The 15,625-nt window shown below is 69.9% G+C and carries 14 protein-coding genes; 3 read left to right on the top strand and 11 right to left on the bottom strand.

Features of this window, described 5'->3' with window-relative positions; all coding sequences use genetic code 11:
* Positions 1–119: 119 nt before the first annotated feature.
* From OHU89_RS27010 to OHU89_RS27000, 3 genes are all read right to left on the bottom strand, one after another.
* The gene (locus OHU89_RS27010) at positions 120–2,114 is read right to left on the bottom strand and encodes a serine/threonine-protein kinase (protein WP_405646531.1); all 1,995 of its coding nucleotides are present in this window, start codon (positions 2,112–2,114) and stop codon (positions 120–122) included.
* Positions 2,115–2,206: 92 nt separating this feature from the next.
* Entirely contained in the window at positions 2,207–2,716 is a 510-nt protein-coding gene (locus OHU89_RS27005) for a MarR family winged helix-turn-helix transcriptional regulator (RefSeq protein ID WP_405646528.1), read from the bottom strand.
* Complete coding sequence (locus OHU89_RS27000) at positions 2,713–3,336, bottom strand: DJ-1/PfpI family protein (protein WP_405646526.1); 624 nt, start codon at positions 3,334–3,336, stop codon at positions 2,713–2,715. Before OHU89_RS27000 ends, OHU89_RS27005 begins: the two co-directional genes overlap by 4 nt.
* 171 nt (positions 3,337–3,507) lie before the next feature.
* Here OHU89_RS27000 and OHU89_RS26995 point away from each other — a divergent pair, with 171 nt between their 5' ends.
* The 3 genes from OHU89_RS26995 (at position 3,508) to OHU89_RS26985 (ending at position 6,485) form a co-directional block, all read left to right on the top strand.
* Positions 3,508–4,863, top strand: coding sequence for an aspartate aminotransferase family protein (locus OHU89_RS26995; protein WP_405646524.1), 1,356 nt, complete (start codon positions 3,508–3,510; stop codon positions 4,861–4,863).
* A gap of 122 nt (positions 4,864–4,985) precedes the next feature.
* Positions 4,986–5,690, top strand: a complete 705-nt coding sequence (locus OHU89_RS26990) for a GntR family transcriptional regulator (RefSeq protein WP_405646523.1) — start codon at positions 4,986–4,988, stop codon at positions 5,688–5,690.
* Positions 5,691–5,834: 144 nt separating this feature from the next.
* Complete coding sequence (locus tag OHU89_RS26985) at positions 5,835–6,485, top strand: hypothetical protein (RefSeq protein ID WP_046262278.1); 651 nt, start codon at positions 5,835–5,837, stop codon at positions 6,483–6,485.
* Between the two features lie 3 nt (positions 6,486–6,488).
* On the opposite strand, the gene OHU89_RS26980 is transcribed toward OHU89_RS26985, so the two are convergent.
* The 8 genes from OHU89_RS26980 to OHU89_RS26945 all read right to left on the bottom strand — a co-directional run bounded on the left by OHU89_RS26980 (position 6,489) and on the right by OHU89_RS26945 (position 15,511).
* Positions 6,489–6,782: a hypothetical protein gene (locus OHU89_RS26980; RefSeq protein ID WP_405646520.1), complete on the bottom strand. Its 294-nt coding sequence runs from the start codon at positions 6,780–6,782 to the stop codon at positions 6,489–6,491.
* A gap of 38 nt (positions 6,783–6,820) precedes the next feature.
* Entirely contained in the window at positions 6,821–7,669 is an 849-nt protein-coding gene (locus OHU89_RS26975; protein ID WP_267016481.1) for a sigma-70 family RNA polymerase sigma factor, read from the bottom strand.
* A 24-nt stretch (positions 7,670–7,693) separates the two neighbouring features.
* A complete protein-coding gene (locus tag OHU89_RS26970; RefSeq protein WP_405646517.1) occupies positions 7,694–9,487 on the bottom strand; it encodes a bifunctional metallophosphatase/5'-nucleotidase in 1,794 nt (597 codons plus the stop codon).
* 201 nt (positions 9,488–9,688) lie between these two features.
* Positions 9,689–10,510 (bottom strand): M48 family metallopeptidase, encoded by an 822-nt coding sequence (locus OHU89_RS26965; protein WP_405646515.1) that lies wholly within the window; start codon positions 10,508–10,510, stop codon positions 9,689–9,691.
* A gap of 4 nt (positions 10,511–10,514) precedes the next feature.
* Entirely contained in the window at positions 10,515–14,261 is a 3,747-nt protein-coding gene (locus OHU89_RS26960; RefSeq protein ID WP_405646512.1) for a type I restriction endonuclease subunit R, read from the bottom strand.
* Between the two features lie 184 nt (positions 14,262–14,445).
* Entirely contained in the window at positions 14,446–14,703 is a 258-nt protein-coding gene (locus tag OHU89_RS26955) for a hypothetical protein (RefSeq protein ID WP_405646509.1), read from the bottom strand.
* Positions 14,700–15,056: a hypothetical protein gene (locus tag OHU89_RS26950; protein WP_405646507.1), complete on the bottom strand. Its 357-nt coding sequence runs from the start codon at positions 15,054–15,056 to the stop codon at positions 14,700–14,702. The genes OHU89_RS26955 and OHU89_RS26950 overlap by 4 nt, the downstream gene beginning before the upstream one ends.
* A gap of 101 nt (positions 15,057–15,157) precedes the next feature.
* Positions 15,158–15,511 carry a DUF6247 family protein gene (locus OHU89_RS26945; protein WP_405646504.1) on the bottom strand — a complete coding sequence of 118 codons (354 nt, stop codon included), beginning with the start codon at positions 15,509–15,511 and terminating at the stop codon, positions 15,158–15,160.
* Between the last annotated feature and the right edge of the window lie 114 nt (positions 15,512–15,625).

The following is a 15,625-nucleotide window of genomic DNA, read 5'->3' as shown; positions in this document are numbered from 1 at the left end:
CCTCCTGGGATCGGGGATGCCGTCCCCCACCCAACTCCTCTTGCCGCTCGCACGGAAGACGGCCGCACTCGCGGACCACGGTGTGAGTGCAACAGCCTTATGGGCAGCAGGAGTTCGGGCTACTGCTTCGTGTACGTCAGCTTCTCCCCGTTGCTCGCGTTCACTCGCTCCAGGGTGCCGTTCGACAGCAGGGTGACCTCGCTGGCCGCGCCCGGCGAGCAGGAGGAGGCGGGCTCGCCGACCGTCACCGTGGACGGGCCGATCTGCAACGGTCCGTTGTCGGCCGGCGCTTCGGTCAGGTCCGCCTCGAACACACAGTGGTAGTCGGGGCCGTCGGCGACGAGCGAGAGGACGGTGTCGCCCACCTCGCCCTCCTGGATGGTGAGTTGACGGGCGTGCGAGCCCTCGGAGTTGTCGATGGTGCTGGTCCAGGTGCCGAGATAGCCGGCCGGGATGCTGCCGTCCGTCGGAGCCGAGGTGGTGGGCGTCGGCGAGGGCTCCGGGGTGGTGGGGCCCGGTGTCGTGGGGGCGCTCGTGGTGGGGGTGGGAGTGGGACCGGCCTTGTCGTCGTCGCCGCCGTCGCTGTTCATCAGCGCGTAGACCGAGCCACCCGCGCCGAGCGCGACGACCAGGGCGACGACGACCAGGACGGCGGTGGAACGGCCGTTGCGGCGCTGGGGTTCGGGAGGCGGGGTGAAGCCGGGGCCGGGGCCGTAGGGCGGGGTGTGGCCGGGGCCGCCGTAGGGGTTGTACGGCGAAGGGGCGCCGGGCTGGGACGGGTGGCCGTACGCCGGGGCCTGCGGCTGCTGGGGATATCCGTACGCCGAGGGCTGGGCCTGGGGGTGTTGCGGGTGCTGCTGGGGATGGCCGTAGGCGGGGTGGCCGGGCGGGGGGCCGTACGGCGGGGGCGTCTGCGGGTCGGCGCCGTATCCGGGGTGGGCGGGCGGGGGGCCGTACGGGTGCTGCGGTTGGCCCGGCCCGCTCGTCGGCGTCGGTGGGGGAGTCCGGGCGCCCTGTCCCGCGACGACCGTGGGCAGGTGGTTCAGCGGCGCGCCCTCACCCGGCCGGCCCGGGGAAGGCGGGGTGCCGTCGGCGGGCGCGGGGGCGTGCTCGGGCGAGGCTTCAGCGGAGCCGGAGCCGGGGGCCGCACCAGGGCTGGAGCCCGCACCCGCACCGGATCCCGCACCCGGCCCCTCCGGATCCTCCGCGTCCAGCAACTGCACCGCATGCCGCCCGAGTTGTGCCACCAGCGCGCTCGGCAGCCACGGGTCCCGCGACCGTCCGTCGGACACCGTGTCCTCGGCCCCGGTCCGCTCCAGCACCTGGTCCAGCGTCGGCCGTTTCGCCGGGTCCTTCTTCAGACAGTCGCGGACGAGCTCGGCGATCCCCTCGGGCACGCCCTCCAGGTCGGGTTCCTCCTGGGCGATCCGGAACATCAGGGCGTGCACACCGCTCCCCCCGGCCCCGAAGGGAAGCTTGCCGGTGGCGGCGTACGCGAGTATCGAGCCGAGGCAGAACACATCGCAGGCCGGCGTGATCCGGTCGCCCCGCACCTGCTCGGGCGCCATGAATCCGGGCGACCCGACGAGCGCGCCGGTCCGCGTCAGCCCCCCGTCGGTCACCGTCTCCAGGGCCCGTGCGATGCCGAAGTCGATGACACGGGGGCCGTCGATCGTCACCAGCACATTGGACGGCTTGAGATCCCGGTGCACGATCCCGGCCGCGTGGATGTCCCTGAGCGCGTGCGCGAGCCCCGCGGCGAGGATCTTCACCGACCGCTCGGGCAGCGCCCCGTGGTCGTGCCCGACGACCTGCTGGAGGCTGGGCCCGGCGACATACCCGGTGGCGACCCAGGGCACGCCGGCCTCGGTGTCGGCGTCGAGGACGGGCGCGGTCCAGTACCCGCCGACCTGCCGGGCGGCCTGCACCTCCTGCCGGAACCGCGCCCGGAACTCCTCCTGCGCGGCCAGCTCCTCGCGCACCAGCTTGACGGCGACGGTACGTCCCCGGTCCGACCTGGCGAGATACACCTGTCCCATCCCGCCGGCCCCGAGCCGCGCCAGCAGCCGGTACGCCCCGATCCTCTGCGGATCCCCCGCCCCCAGGCTCTCCATCGCAGCCCCTCCCCCGAACTCCCCCGTGCGTGCCCCAGTGCGAAGCACCACGATAGTGCGGGCAAAAAACGAGGAGGTCAGCGACGCACGTTCTACGGTTCCGATGGGGGTCCCCCCAGGCGTTCAGCACTGGGGGAGGACCGATCCGCTTGCGTCACCGGCGGGCCGAGCTGCTCCAGTACCTTCGACAGCCGTTCCATGAGCCGTACGGCGTCCGCCAGTTCGTCCTCCCCGAAAGCATCGGCGAGCCGGTCGGCGAAGGCCGCGTGCCCGGGGTCGATCCGCCGGACCGCCGCGAGCCCCTCCTCGGTGGCCGCGAGGAGCTTGGCGCGGCGGTGGGCGGGGTTGTCGCGGTACTCGGCGAGACCGCGCTCGACCAGCAGATCGGCGATGCGCTGCACACTCTGCCGGGTGATCCCCATCGCCCGGGCGATCCCGGACACCGGCAACGGCTCCCCGAGCACCGCTCCGAGCACCTGCCACCAGGCGGCGGTGAGCCCGGCGGGCTTCGCCAACTCCTCGGCGACGCCCAGGAACTGCCCGTTGAGCCGGAAGACCCCGAGCGCGCCACGGCTGAGCAGTTCCTGCCGCTCCCTGCTCACCGAGCCCCCTCCAGCACGGCGTACGCCGTCACGTCGGAGTCGTGGAAGAGCCGGTACCAGGCGTCCAGCACCTCACCCTCGTACACCCCGAGAAGCCCGAAGATCTCCCGCGCGAAGGCGACGGGCTCGGTGGGCCCGGCGGTGATCAGTCCGCGGTCGGTGACGGCGTCGGCGTCCACGTATCGGGAACCGCCCTTGTACTCCGTGGCCGCGAGATAGAAGGAGACCGCGCTGGTGTGCTCCCGGTCGTCGAGCAGCCCCTCCCGCGCGAGCCCCGCCGTCGCCCCGCAGATCGCGGCGACGGGCACCCCGGCGGCCAGGAACTCCCGCGCCTTGCGGGCGAAGGGCGCCAACCGATCGCTCCCCGCCGCGGCAGCGGCTGGTGTCACAGTCCAGAGATCGGCGCCCGGGAGGATCAGCAGGGAGCTGTCGTCGGGTCGTACGTCGTCCAGGGCGTCCGCGGGCTGGACCCGCAGCCCTCCGACGGAGGTCACCGGCTCGCGGCCCGGGCCGACCGTACGGATCTCGTAGCCGGCGCGGGCGAGATACGCCGTCGCGTGGCCGGTCTCCCAGTCGGCGTAGGTGTCGTACACGGCGAGATGCACGGGCTTGCGGCTCATGGCTGCCTCCTCGGTCGTCCTCAACCCTGCGATGACAACATGCTGTCACTTCGACAGCGTACTGTCAATGAATCGCCACAAGCGTCTCTGGACAACCTGTCGTGGAAAGCCCGCGTCCACAGACAGGACGCCGATACCGCTTCCGTATCGCGGACATTTACGCTCACTCGCATGACCCCTCAGCCAAACCCCGAGGTCGGCGCCGCCGTCAAGGCCGCGGACCGCGCTCATGTGTTCCACTCCTGGTCCGCGCAGGAGCTCATCGACCCGCTCGCCGTCGCCGACGCCGAGGGGTCGTACTTCTGGGACTACGACGGCAACAGGTACCTCGACTTCACCAGCGGGCTCGTCTACACCAACATCGGCTACCAGCACCCGAAGGTCGTCGCCGCGATCCAGGAACAGGCCGCAACCCTGTCCACGTTCGCGCCCGCCTTCGCCGTCGAGGCCCGTTCCGAGGCGGCCCGGCTGATCGCCGAGCGGACGCCCGGCGACCTGGACAAGATCTTCTTCACCAACGCCGGCGCCGACGCGGTGGAGCACGCCGTGCGCATGGCCCGCCTGCACACGGGCCGGTCCAAGGTGCTCGCCGCCTACCGCTCGTACCACGGCGGCACCCAGCAGGCGATCAACCTCACCGGTGACCCGCGCCGCTGGGCCTCCGACAGCGCCTCCGCGGGCGTCGTGCACTTCTGGGCGCCGTACCTGTATCGCTCCCGCTTCTACGCGGAGACGGAGGAGCAGGAGTGCGCGCGGGCGCTGGAGCACCTGGAGACGACGATCGCCTTCGAGGGGCCGGCCACAGTCGCCGCGATCATCCTCGAGACGATCCCCGGCACCGCCGGAATCATGGTCCCGCCGCCTGGCTACCTCGCCGGTGTGCGCGAGATCTGCGACAAGTACGGGATCGTCTTCATCCTGGACGAGGTCATGGCCGGGTTCGGGCGGACCGGTGAGTGGTTCGCGGCCGACCTGTTCGATGTCACGCCCGACCTGATGACCTTCGCCAAGGGCGTGAACAGCGGATACGTGCCGCTCGGCGGTGTCGCCATCTCCGCCGAGATCGCGGAGACCTTCGGCAAGCGGCCGTACCCCGGTGGTCTGACGTACTCGGGGCACCCGCTGGCCTGTGCCGCCGCCGTCGCCACGATCAACGTGATGGCGGAGGAGGGTGTCGTCGAGAACGCCGCCCGGCTCGGCTCCGAGGTCCTGGAGCCCGCGCTGCGGGACCTCGCGGAGCGCCACCCCTCCGTGGGCGAGGTCCGCGGTGTCGGCATGTTCTGGGCGCTCGACCTGGTCAGGAACAAGGAGACCCGCGAGCCGCTGGTGCCGTACAACGCGGCCGGTGAGGCCAACGCCCCGATGCTCGCGTTCGGCGCCGCCGCCAAGAAGCACGGCATCTGGCCGTTCATCAACATGAACCGCACCCATGTCGTGCCGCCGTGCAACATCACCGAGGCCGAGCTGAAGGAAGGTCTCTCGGCGCTGGACGCGGCGCTCTCCGTGGCGGACGAGCACACGCGGTAGCCGCAGGCCCTGTGACGCGCGCTACGCGGGTAAACGCCGAAAACCCGAACGCGTAAGGTGGCGTGCTCGTAGACATACGTGTACGAGCACACCACCCGACCGCCATCAGGGAGAGGCCGACCATGCCCGGCAGCAGCGGCAACGGCGCCGTGACCCGCAGCACCCTGCGGCAGCAGATCGCCGACGCGCTTCGCGACGAGGTGCTCGCGGGGCGTCTCCAGCCGGGTCAGGAGTTCACGGTCAAGGAGATCGCCGAGCAGTACGGGGTCTCCGCGACCCCGGTCCGCGAGGCGCTCGTCGACCTGTCCGCTCAAGGTCTCCTGGAGGCGGACCAGCATCGCGGTTTCCGCGTGCACGAGTACTCCTTGGCCGACTACCGGGGCATCATCGAGGCCCGCAGCCTCGTCATCGACGGCATGTTCCACGCGCTGGACGGCGGCCACCAGGGGTTCGTCCACGACCCCGACAACTCCCGTGTCCTCGCCGCCCTCGCCGGGGTGCGACGGCGTGGCGAGGAGGCGCAACGGGCCGCCCTCGCCGGGGACCTCACCGTTCTGATCGGCTACGACCTGCGGTTCTGGCGCGAGTTGAGCGCCGTGTTCGGCAACCCCTACCTCGCCGACTTCCTGCACCGGCTGCGCGTCCAGTCCTGGGTGTGCGCGGTACAGCACCTGCGCCGCCTCACGGAGCTGCGCGGACAGCTGTGGGCCGAGCACACCGAACTGATCGACGCTCTCGTCCTCCGGGACACCACGGCGGCGCGGGAGATCGTCGCCGCGTACAACGCGCACTCGCTCGAGGTGGTCGAGCGACTGACCGGCGGATGAGCCCCCGGACGTGAGCCGGCCGCGGGTGTGGGTATGGGACCTGCAGCAGAGCAGCTGACACCGCCCGGGGGGAAGCCACGGCACGCCGGACCGATTACTCTTCCCTGACCACTTCGCTACACCGTGCTATGCGAGGAGCCTTCTTTGGCCTGTGACCTGTGGCTGGTACCGCTCGTCGACGTGTTGTGCCACACGCCCGACAACCCGTTCGCCGAGGAACTCGCGCAATACAACAAGGTGCTCGCCGAGGCCGGGCTGCCACCGGTGCCGGTGTACCAGTACATGCCGGGCCTGTCCGGTGAGGTCGCCCCGGTGGCCGGCTTCGACTACGACGCGCTGCACTTCCTGCGCCGCGCGTATCTCCTCCAGATGTGCGGTCTGCCGGTGACGCCGGTGGACGAACTGGGCGGGGACTACGAGCAGTTGCTGGAGATGTTCGAGACGACGGCCCAGCAGTCCCATCTGGTCTGGCACTACGACCACGCCGGCGCCTATGTCCCGGTGGACTTCCCGCACCCGTTGGCCAACGACGAACTCCTGGCCGGCGGCGGCCCCTTGGGTTCCTCCCAGACGCTGCTGCGGGAGCTGGAGCTGGTGGCCCCCTCGATCGGCATCGACCCGGCCAACCCTCCGGCGGCCCCCCAACCGCCGCTGGGCCCCACGGAACTGGAGGAGCCGGCCGTCCCCGCGCCGTACGACCCCAGCCCCTTCGCCCGTGAGCGGCATGTGTGGCTGGGCCTGCACGCGGCGGCGACCCGGAGCCTGGCACAGGGGTCGATGATCATCTTCAGCTGAAGGTCACTGCCCGAGCTGCGAGAGGCCCTTCTTGACGTCGTCGAGGTTCATCAGCGGCGTGTAGGAGATCTTCGCGCCCAGGTTGAGGAAGAACGGCTCGCTGATCGCCGGCATCTGGGAGACGTCCTCCATGTCGAACACCAGGTAGGCGGTGCGGTTGCCGTCCTCGGCGGTGAAGTAGGCCGCTTCGGGCTTGATCTGCTCCACCGACTCCTGGATCAGTTTCCCCAGCGTGCCGTTCCGGATGGCCTCGTTCGACCTCTCGGTGTCCAGACTCGCCTTCAGCAGTACGCGCATCGCACTCACCTTCCCCTGTCTGCCCGATTTGCACTTGTTTACATCGTATGCCCGATAGCTGGTTCCAGCCCTGCCAGCCGTTCCGGCTCCGCGATCACATCGATCTCGCTGATCAGATCGCCGTCGAAGGTGAACCGGAGCAGCACCCGCAGGCGCCCCGCCTCCAGCATCGCCATGGCGATCCCCCCGTCGACCAGGACGAGATCCGCGAACCGCGCCCGGCCCGTGGAGGCCATCGCGCCCTCGGCCACCGGGCGGGCGCCGGAGACGAGGATCGGTTCGGGGGTCGGTACGACCGCGCGGTCGGCGCGCAGGACCACGTCGGGGTGGAGCAGGGCGAGCAGCGCGTCGAAGTCGCCGCCGCGCGTCGCGGCGAGGTAGGCGCCGACCACCCGGCGCTGGCGCGGCAGGTCGGCCGAGGGGGACGGCGCTCCCTTGACGCGGCGCCGGGCACGGCTCGCCAACTGCCGTGTCGCCGCCGGGGTCTTCTCGATCAGCGGGGCGATCTCGTCGAAGGGCACCTGGAACATGTCGTGGAGGACGAAGGCCAGCCGTTCCGCCGGGGCGAGGGTGTCGAGGACGACGAGCAGCGCGAGGCCCACCGAGTCGGCGAGCAGCGCCTCCTCCTCGGGGTCGGCCACACTCACGGCCGCGGCCCGCTCCAGCGGCTCCTCGCGCCGGTGCTCACGCGAGCGCAGCATGTTCAGACACACCCGCGCGACCACCGTCGTCAGCCACCCCGCCGGGTTCTCCACGTCCCCCGTGTCCGCCCGGCTGACCCGCAACCACGCGTCCTGCAACGCGTCGTCGGCCTCGCCGATCGACCCGAGCATCCGGTAGGCCACGGCACGCAGCCGCGCCCGGTGCGCCTCGAACTCCTCGATCATGATCCCCCCGTCCACCCCGGGACCCTAGAACACGGCCGTCCCGCCCTGCGTCAGCTTCCAGTTGGTGACCGCGAAGTCCGCCGGGTTCAGGGCCCCCTTCGCCGTCACGTAGTCGATCATCAGCTGCCGGATCTCGTTCGTCGAGCTGTAGGCGATGTCCGCGTCGGCGATGTGCGGGTACCCCGAACCGCCGTTGGCCCGGTAGTTGTTGACGGCGACGACGAAGACCTGGTCGTCGGCCACGGCCGTACCGCCGTAGGTCAGGTTCTTGATCCGCGAACCCTCGGCGGCCGCGATGTCGATGTCGTACGAGACTCCGGCCGCCGTGTCGTACATGTAGTCCCAGAAGCTGTTGGCGTTGGTGAGGGTCGCGGTGTCGACTTCCGTGCCGGCGGGCACCTGGTGGTAGTACTTCGCCCCGAACTCCAGGTAGTCCTTGAACTGCGCGCCCGTGAGCTTCTTGCCGTAGAGGGTGTTGTCGTAGATGTAGAGCCCGGCGATGTCCTTGATGGTCACGCTGCCCGCGGGGATGTCGGCGGTGCGGGAGAAGGGCGCGGCGACCGAGATCAGCGGGAGGGCCGCGTCGGACGTCGACAGGCCGGCCTTCACCGTGTCCATCTGGACCTGGTGGATGAAGTCCATGATGGGGACGTCCTTCCAGCAGGACTCGGCGGCCGAGAGGTCCTCGGTGCAGGTGCCCACGGCGGTGTTGACGTACTTCACCACCAGCTCGTGGTCGACCTCCAGGAGCTTCCTGATCTCCGGGTCCTCGTCCACGGACTTGGGGTCGAGGGTCTGCGCGGTCTTCTTGGTGACCTTCCAGCGGCCGTGCTCCAGCTCGACCTCGAAGTCGAAGACGCTCAGCCGGTAGCCCCAGCAGTACGGCTCCGACAGCAGCACCTCGTCGCCGGTCTCGGCGTTCTTCACGGTGTACGAGGGCACCTCGACGTGGGTGTGGCCGACCAGGATCGCGTCGATGCCCGGGACCTGCTCGGCGACGAGGTTGGAGGCGTTCTCGACGTACGGGAGCGCGTCGCCGTAGGACGTCGACCCGTCGAGGCCCGAGTGGTCGGTCAGGAAGACGACGTCACAGCCGAGCGCCCGCAGCCGGGGCACATACTTCTTCGCCTGCTCCACCAGCCCCGGGAAGACCATCTTCCCGCTGACGTTGTCCTTGTCCCACAGCGCGATGCCCGGGTTGGTGAGGCCGAGGATGCCGACCTTGATGTCGGGGGCGCCCGGCACACAGATCCGCTTCACGGTGTACGGCGCGAAGGCGGGCTTCAGGGTCTTGGCGTCCAGCGCGTTGGCGCCGAGCAGCGGGAAGCGACACTGGCTCTCGAACCTGCGCAGGGTCTCGATGCCGTAGTTGAACTCGTGGTTGCCGAGGGCGGCGGCGTCGTAGCGCATGTGGTTCATGGCGACGGCCATCGGGTGCTTGACGCCCTTGCCGGTGATCGGCTGCACGCGCGCGAAGTAGTACGCGAGCGAGGTGCCCTGGATGATGTCGCCGGCGTCGACGAGCAGGACGCGCTCCTCGCCCTTGGCCTCGCGCTGCTGCTTGATGAGCGTGGCGACGCGCGCGACCCCGACGGAGTTGCCCTTGGCGTCGCTGTAGGCCGCGTCCTTGTAGTAGTCCCAGTCGAAGACGTGGCTGTGCAGGTCGGTGGTGCCGAGGACGGAGAACGACCAGGTCTTGGGCTTGCGTTCGGCAGCCTGGGCGGGCGTTGTGGCGACGGCCCCCGCCGCGGCCACGGCCACACCGGTGACAGCCGACTTCTGCACGAACTCGCGACGGTTCATGGGACTGACGGGCATACGGAGCTCCTGGGACTGGAGAGGGAGGAGGGGTACAACTACCCGCGTAGATAGTTGCGTTCCCCCGCTTCCAGGCGGAACCAGGAAAAGGCCATGGGCCGGTCAAGGAGTTCCATGACCGGCCAGGAGGTGACCTGTGGAGTCGATGGAGCGGCGGAGTCGACGCGGGCGCCCCGCTCCGTGGGAATCCCGGATGGGCAATCAACCGGCCAGGTCACCCATCCATACTCGCCTCCCTAGTTCATCCAGTTCCGTCTTCAACCGACGGCACTCAGGGAGGGCCCTGCCGAGCAACCGCCAGTACTCAAGTCCGTGACCGGACACGCGCACATGCGCCAACTCATGTGCGACGACATAGTCGATCAGGTGGATCGGCAGTTGGAAGGTCGCCCAGTGAAGCGAGACGACTCCCCCGCCCACCGCCCCGGAACGGTAGCTACCCCATCGATGGCCCAGATCCCGTACCTGCACCGCTGCCTCCGGGACGTCCATCCGAGCTGCCCACGGCTGGAGCCGCCCTCGCACCCAGCGCTGCCCGGCCTGGATGTACCAGTCGGCGAGTGCCTTCTTCGCGAGGGCCGGATCGGCGGCGACGCAGCTGTCCATGCGCAGCCGTCCGGCTACGAGCTTTACGGGCGTCGCGGTCGAGCCGTCGGGCCCCTCGTCTCCGTCTTCCTCGTCACCGACGATCAGAAGCCGGTAGTCCCGTCCCAGGTATCGATGAATCTCCCCGTCCCGGAGAGTACGGACAGGATGCAGTTGACGGCGTTCGTCGCTGAGGCGGGTTTTGCCGCCGATCCAATCACCGCTTTCCCGCACGAACTGTTCAGCCCGCCGAATGCTGCACCCCTGGGGAACATGCAGGGTCAGGGACTGGTCCCGCTCAACGGTCAGGCCAAGGCGACGCCGCCGTGAGCTGATCCGGACGCACAGCTCACGCCCGTCGACCAGCAAGGGCCCATCTTCCGTGATCTCGGGCTCAGCCGATCGGGCCTCGGCGTCGGCGGGCTGGGCATCGGTCATGGACTTATTCTTGCCGGGCCTCGGCCCGGAACTCCGCAAGGTGCTCCGTCGCATATCCCGCGAGCGCCGAAGCGAGCCGTTTGACCGCCTCACGGCCCGCGCCCGAGCTGCGCAGCCCGGCGGCCCGCAACCGTTCGTAGAGACGCGCCTCCAACAACGTCACATGGCGCTCCCTCCCGCCGAACGAGGCCATGCGCACGGTGGCTGTGATCTCGTCGTAGACCTCGTCGACAAGACGACGCAGCCGCTCCGGAGACGCATCCTCCAAGGTCTCGCTCTCCGTCAGCTTCTCGCCGATCAGCACGTACAGTCGCTGCTCCATCGGCGACAGGTCGGCGACGGCGGGATCCGCCTCCTCCGCCCGCCGGGCCCGGTCGACCAACGGCAGGAGTTCGCGCGAGATCTCCTCCCAGTTCCCGGCGAACTCCTCCAGCACCCGCTCCAACTCGACGGAGAGCTGCCGGTACACCGGTCGTTCCTCGACCGCCAGGCGCTCCTCCAGGTGGTAGCGCAGGCCCTGCACCTGCTCAGCTGCCGCCTCGTGTACGGGAAGGGTGCCGACCACCTCGTCGAAGTCCGGGGCGAGGATGGAGACGGGCGGGATCTTCTGCTCGATCTCCTGTGCCCGAAGGTGTTCGGCGATCAGGGCTCGCACCTTTCGGCCGTACCCCCGCATCGCGAAGCCGCCACCGGTGTCGTCCCGGTAGTGGCGGCGCACACGCATCTGGAGCACACTCCACGCCCGTACGTCGTGCAGGTGGTCCAGTGCCTTCTCGTGCGGCAGGACGCGGTCCACCGCACCCAGGAAATCGCCCAGCCGGGTGTCGAACCCGGCGCGTACCGCGGGGTCCCCGAGCGCGAGCACAGCGCTGCTGAAGGCCGCGCGAGAGGTGAGGCCGTCCGGGTCGATGCCCGCCGCAGCCAGGAACTCGCGCACCAGATCGGCTGTCCGCTTCATCTCCGGGATCTCGTCGGCCATGCTGCGCAGCGAGTCCAGGGCGGGCGGGTTACCCCGGTAGGCGGCCAGGGTCACGCCGAGGTTGTTCAGGACACCGTAGTAGTCGACGACCAGCCCCTCCCGCTTCCGGCGGGCTGGGCGGTTGACGCGGGCGATCGCCTGGAGGAGTTCGGCGTCGCGGATAGGCCTGTCCAGGTAGAGCGCCTGCTCGATGGGGGCGTCGAATCCGGTGAGCAGCATCGACTTGACGATGAGGAACGCGATGGGTGGCTGCCCCGCCTCATCCCGTCCGTTGTCGCCGCCGGATGCGGCGCCGCCGCCGAAGACCAGATCGCTCCAGGGGTTCATGTCGCCCACGGATTCGGCCGGTACTGGGTCGGGCTCGGCGGCCGGATAGGTCACCCAGGGGTTGTCGGGCGGCAGTTGGGGGAAGGGCCGCAGGAAACGTGCGATGTGCTTGCGCTGCTCCTCCGGGTCGGTCCACTCGCGCCACACTCCCTCCTTCTGCTCGGCTCCGGCGGAGATCACCGGCACGAAGTCGATCCTCCGCAGCAGTTCCTGGAACTGCCAGGCACGCAGCAGGAGCGATTCCTCGGCGGTGTACGTCTCCGGGAGCTTGTCCCGCAAGGCCTCACGCCGCCCGCAGTCGTCGAACTCCTCGACCCGGCGCAGCAGATCGGTCCGCGCCTCACGCAGGGCGCTGCGGTAGGTGACCGCGGCCCGTCGGCTCACCGCGGCAATCTGTGCCTTGAACCCACCGGTGAGCGGTCCGGCGACATAGTGCTCCAGCATGTCGATCGCCTTGCGCCGGATCATCGGCACCGACTCCGCCACGACCCGCGCGGAGGGTGCGCCGTACTTCTCCCGCACGCGTTCCTGCTGCTCCTCGTCCAACGGCTCGATCAGGTCCTCGAAGCACGCGTCCAGCCGCTCCCTGTCACGCACCTCGGCGGTGGTGGCGCGGCCCGCGTAGCGGACGGGCACGACGACCTTGTCGCGTTCGGCTTCGGTCATGCGGTACGTGTCGAGGAACTCGGGGGCCCCGCCGGATTCACTGCTCGGCTCCAGGCCGAAGATGCGCCCGGTGTCGGTGAGCCGGCCCTGCATCAGCGGGGTACCGGTGAATCCGACCCGGGCCGCGTTCGGCAGAGCCTTGCGCAGACAGGCGTGCAGGACGGAGGTGTGCGAGCGGTGGGCCTCGTCGACGAGAACCAGGACCCGGTCCTCGTCGCTGCACTCGGGGAAGATCCGCTCCGCGCGGCTCAACGTCCGTTCGTCCGGCGTGGGGTCGGCGACCTCTTCGGCGCTCTCGCCCGCCTCCAGCCGTCGTCGTGCCTGCTCGAAGTCCTCGGCCAGCGCCTTGTCCTCGCCGTCGGCTGTGTCCTTCCCCTCCCCCGTGGCAGGGGCCAGGTCGCCGAGGAACTTCTGGATCGTCGCGAAGATCACCGCTCGTCCGCCGGCGCGTCCGGCCCGGCGGAGCAGGCGCTCCAGGTCCGTACGGGAGGTGGCCTCCCGGATCTCTGAGTCGCTCAGCGCCACGGCCCGCCGCAGCTGCCGCTGCAGGTCGGTACGGTCGGTGATGGCGACCAGTGTGATCCCGTTCAGGGCGGGGTCCGGGCTCATGTGCAGTCGTCGGGCCAGGAACTGCATGGTGAAACTCTTGCCGGCACCCTGCGTGTGCCAGATGACACCGCCCCGCTCGTCCCGGTCCCCTCCGGTGACACGACGACTCGGCCGGGTGCGCAGCCGCGCCACGATCTTCTCGGTGGCCCGGTACTGCTGGTGACGGCAGACCACCTTGACCGTCTTCGGCTCGGCGGCCTTGAAGCGACTCTTCGTACGATCGCCGCTGTCCTCGTCGACCGGCTTCTCGAAGACGTAGTGCCGGACGATGTTGAGGAGGTTCCCCGGCCTGAGAACGATCGCGCTCAGGCGCTGCTGAAGGGTGGGCGCCTCCTCCGGGCCAAGCAGCCCCCACCCCCGCAGCTCACGGCGCAGATCCTCGGCACCGTCGTCCCCCGGCCGGTCCGGATCGCCGTAGTCCGGGGTGACACTGCGCCACAACGCGTAGTGCTGCTCGGCCGAGGAGTACGTGCCGAGCGCGGCGTGCGTTCCGTCGGCGGCCACGAGGAGTTGCGCCGGGACGAACAGGTGCGGCACACCTCTGGGCGCACCGGAGCCGCGCCGGGTGTCGTCGTCCAGTGGGCGACCGGTGTAGGCCCGGAGGTCACGGATGGCCTTGCCGAGTGGGTCGGGTATGTCCGGCGACTTGCACTCGATGATGACGAGCGGGATGCCGTTCACGAAGAGGACGAGGTCCAGCACGGACGGCCTCCCATCCGCGTCGTGCACCCGGAACTGGTCGACGACGAGGTAGTCGTTACGGGCCAGGACCTCCTCGCGGCTGCCCTCCAGCGCCTCGCGCGACCAGTCGAAGAACTTCGCCTGCACCTGCTTGTCATCGGGCCCCTGCTGCATGTCGCCGTACAGCAGGAGCGTGGTGACATCGCGATTGGCCTGCGGCAGCGACTGGGCGGACACGTGGCGGGTGGCGGCCCGGAGCGCGGAAATGGTCGCCTCGGCGTGCGCGTCGCTCTTCATCCAGGACGAGGAACGGCGCAGGGCGGCCCGCAGGCGCCGCTCCAGCAGCACCTCCCGGAAGTCGCCCCGCTCCCCCGCCTCCTTCAGCCGGGCACCCTCGATGTACTGCCACCCCATCGCCTTGAGGTGTTCCAGAAGCGGCCGTTCCGCCTCGACCCGCTCGGTCGCCCCTCCGGCCGTTCCGGCAGCCATGCCTCACGCCTCCCCTGCGTCACGGTGAACCGCATGAAGGTCCATTGTGCTTCAGGGGAGTTGGCGGCGACGGGCATGCCGGTCATTCGCCATTGAGGCACTGGACGCGGACGGCGCCGTTCGGGCGGCCGGGCCGCGAGGGCGTCGTGCCCCGGCCGAGGCATGCGCCGTGGTGCGCTGAGGGTCAGAACTCAAGATGCGTGAGCTGGACGACATACACGAGCTCATGGCGGACCACGATCTGGTACTCGAAGAATCCGCTGCCAACACTCAGGGAACCGCCCGGCGGGTCCTCTCCCTGATACGTCCTGCCGTCCAGATACTGGGCCTCGCACATCCGGACCAGCTCATCCGCCTTCGCCCTCACCTTCTCAAGGAACGGCGTGGGCAGCGTCTTGGCGGACTGCTCGGCGCCGAAAGCGTACTCCCAGCTCCAGCTCACCGACGTACCGCCGCCATCGCCTCATCGAGAACCCTGGACAAGTCGTCGGCAGCTGCTTTGACCGTTGCCTCGTCGGAGCGCGCGTTGTGCATGCGGTGCAGCGCGTCCTTGTACCGGGCGGCCAGCTCGGGCCTGCGCGCGATCTCGATGTCCCGGGCCCAGGTGAGAATCCAGGCCCGGAGCGGCGTCAGCGAGTTCTCTTCGAGCGCCCCGGCAACCGCCTTGTCGCGCTGCTCCGCCATCTCCTCCAGGCGCTGCGGGGCGACGGCGGCCAGGGCCTGACGCAGGGCCTCAGGGGTGCGCTCGGGGCGGGGAATCAGCTCTCCGCCAGATTGCTCGGGCTGTGCGGTCACGGCGCCTCCTCGGGATCCCCCACCAGCGTAGTGCCCTCTCCCCGTCACGTAGAGTCCTTCCTCCGCGGTCGATTTCACGGTGGGGCAGGTCAGGAAGTCAGTCACAGCCCGGCATCGGCCTCGGCGTCCACATAGATCTTCCTGATCTCGACGATGGCATCCGTCGGGTCCTCGACCCCGGCACTCACCGTCTCTTCTAGATGGCGCAGCCGGGCAGCACGCGAGGGATACCGCTGGATCGCCACGAACACACCCCAGGTGTGGACGAACGTACGCAGCGGCGCGAACGACTGGATCTGCTGTGCGCTGGTGGTCGCGTCGACGAGATCGCTCACGAACTCCGGCATTCGGCTCGGCGTCAGGCTTTCGACGGCGGCACGCAGAGCCCCGGGGGTGAGCACGGGCATGGGGATGAGCGGCTCGTCGGCCTGTGCCTCCGCGGGCAGGGCGGTCACGGTGTGCTCCCGGTCGGTGGACGTTCGCTGCGTTCTCGACGGCACCCGCAGGCGCCGGGCAGGCGATGGGAACGGGGCGACTGCGGCCCGCGTGGGCGGCACGTTCATGTCCGT

Origin of the sequence: Streptomyces sp. NBC_00019 (genome assembly GCF_045041015.1) — a bacterium.
In the GTDB taxonomy this organism is placed as follows: Bacteria; Actinomycetota; Actinomycetes; order Streptomycetales; family Streptomycetaceae; genus Streptomyces.
Note: the sequence above shows the minus strand (reverse complement) of the source record. Positions and strands in the feature narration are given on the sequence as shown.

What these genes read in the sequence shown, in the direction of transcription:
- OHU89_RS27000 (WP_405646526.1), bottom strand. Translation starts at nt 3,336, where the DNA reads ATGAGCCGCAAGCCCGTGCATCTCGCCGTGTACGACACCTACGCCGAC.
- OHU89_RS27010 (WP_405646531.1), bottom strand. Translation starts at nt 2,114, where the DNA reads ATGGAGAGCCTGGGGGCGGGGGATCCGCAGAGGATCGGGGCGTACCGG.
- OHU89_RS26970 (WP_405646517.1), bottom strand. Translation starts at nt 9,487, where the DNA reads ATGCCCGTCAGTCCCATGAACCGTCGCGAGTTCGTGCAGAAGTCGGCT.
- OHU89_RS26965 (WP_405646515.1), bottom strand. Translation starts at nt 10,510, where the DNA reads ATGACCGATGCCCAGCCCGCCGACGCCGAGGCCCGATCGGCTGAGCCC.
- OHU89_RS26980 (WP_405646520.1), bottom strand. Translation starts at nt 6,782, where the DNA reads ATGCGCGTACTGCTGAAGGCGAGTCTGGACACCGAGAGGTCGAACGAG.
- OHU89_RS26975 (WP_267016481.1), bottom strand. Translation starts at nt 7,669, where the DNA reads ATGATCGAGGAGTTCGAGGCGCACCGGGCGCGGCTGCGTGCCGTGGCC.
- OHU89_RS26990 (WP_405646523.1), top strand. Translation starts at nt 4,986, where the DNA reads ATGCCCGGCAGCAGCGGCAACGGCGCCGTGACCCGCAGCACCCTGCGG.
- OHU89_RS26960 (WP_405646512.1), bottom strand. Translation starts at nt 14,261, where the DNA reads ATGGCTGCCGGAACGGCCGGAGGGGCGACCGAGCGGGTCGAGGCGGAA.
- OHU89_RS26995 (WP_405646524.1), top strand. Translation starts at nt 3,508, where the DNA reads ATGACCCCTCAGCCAAACCCCGAGGTCGGCGCCGCCGTCAAGGCCGCG.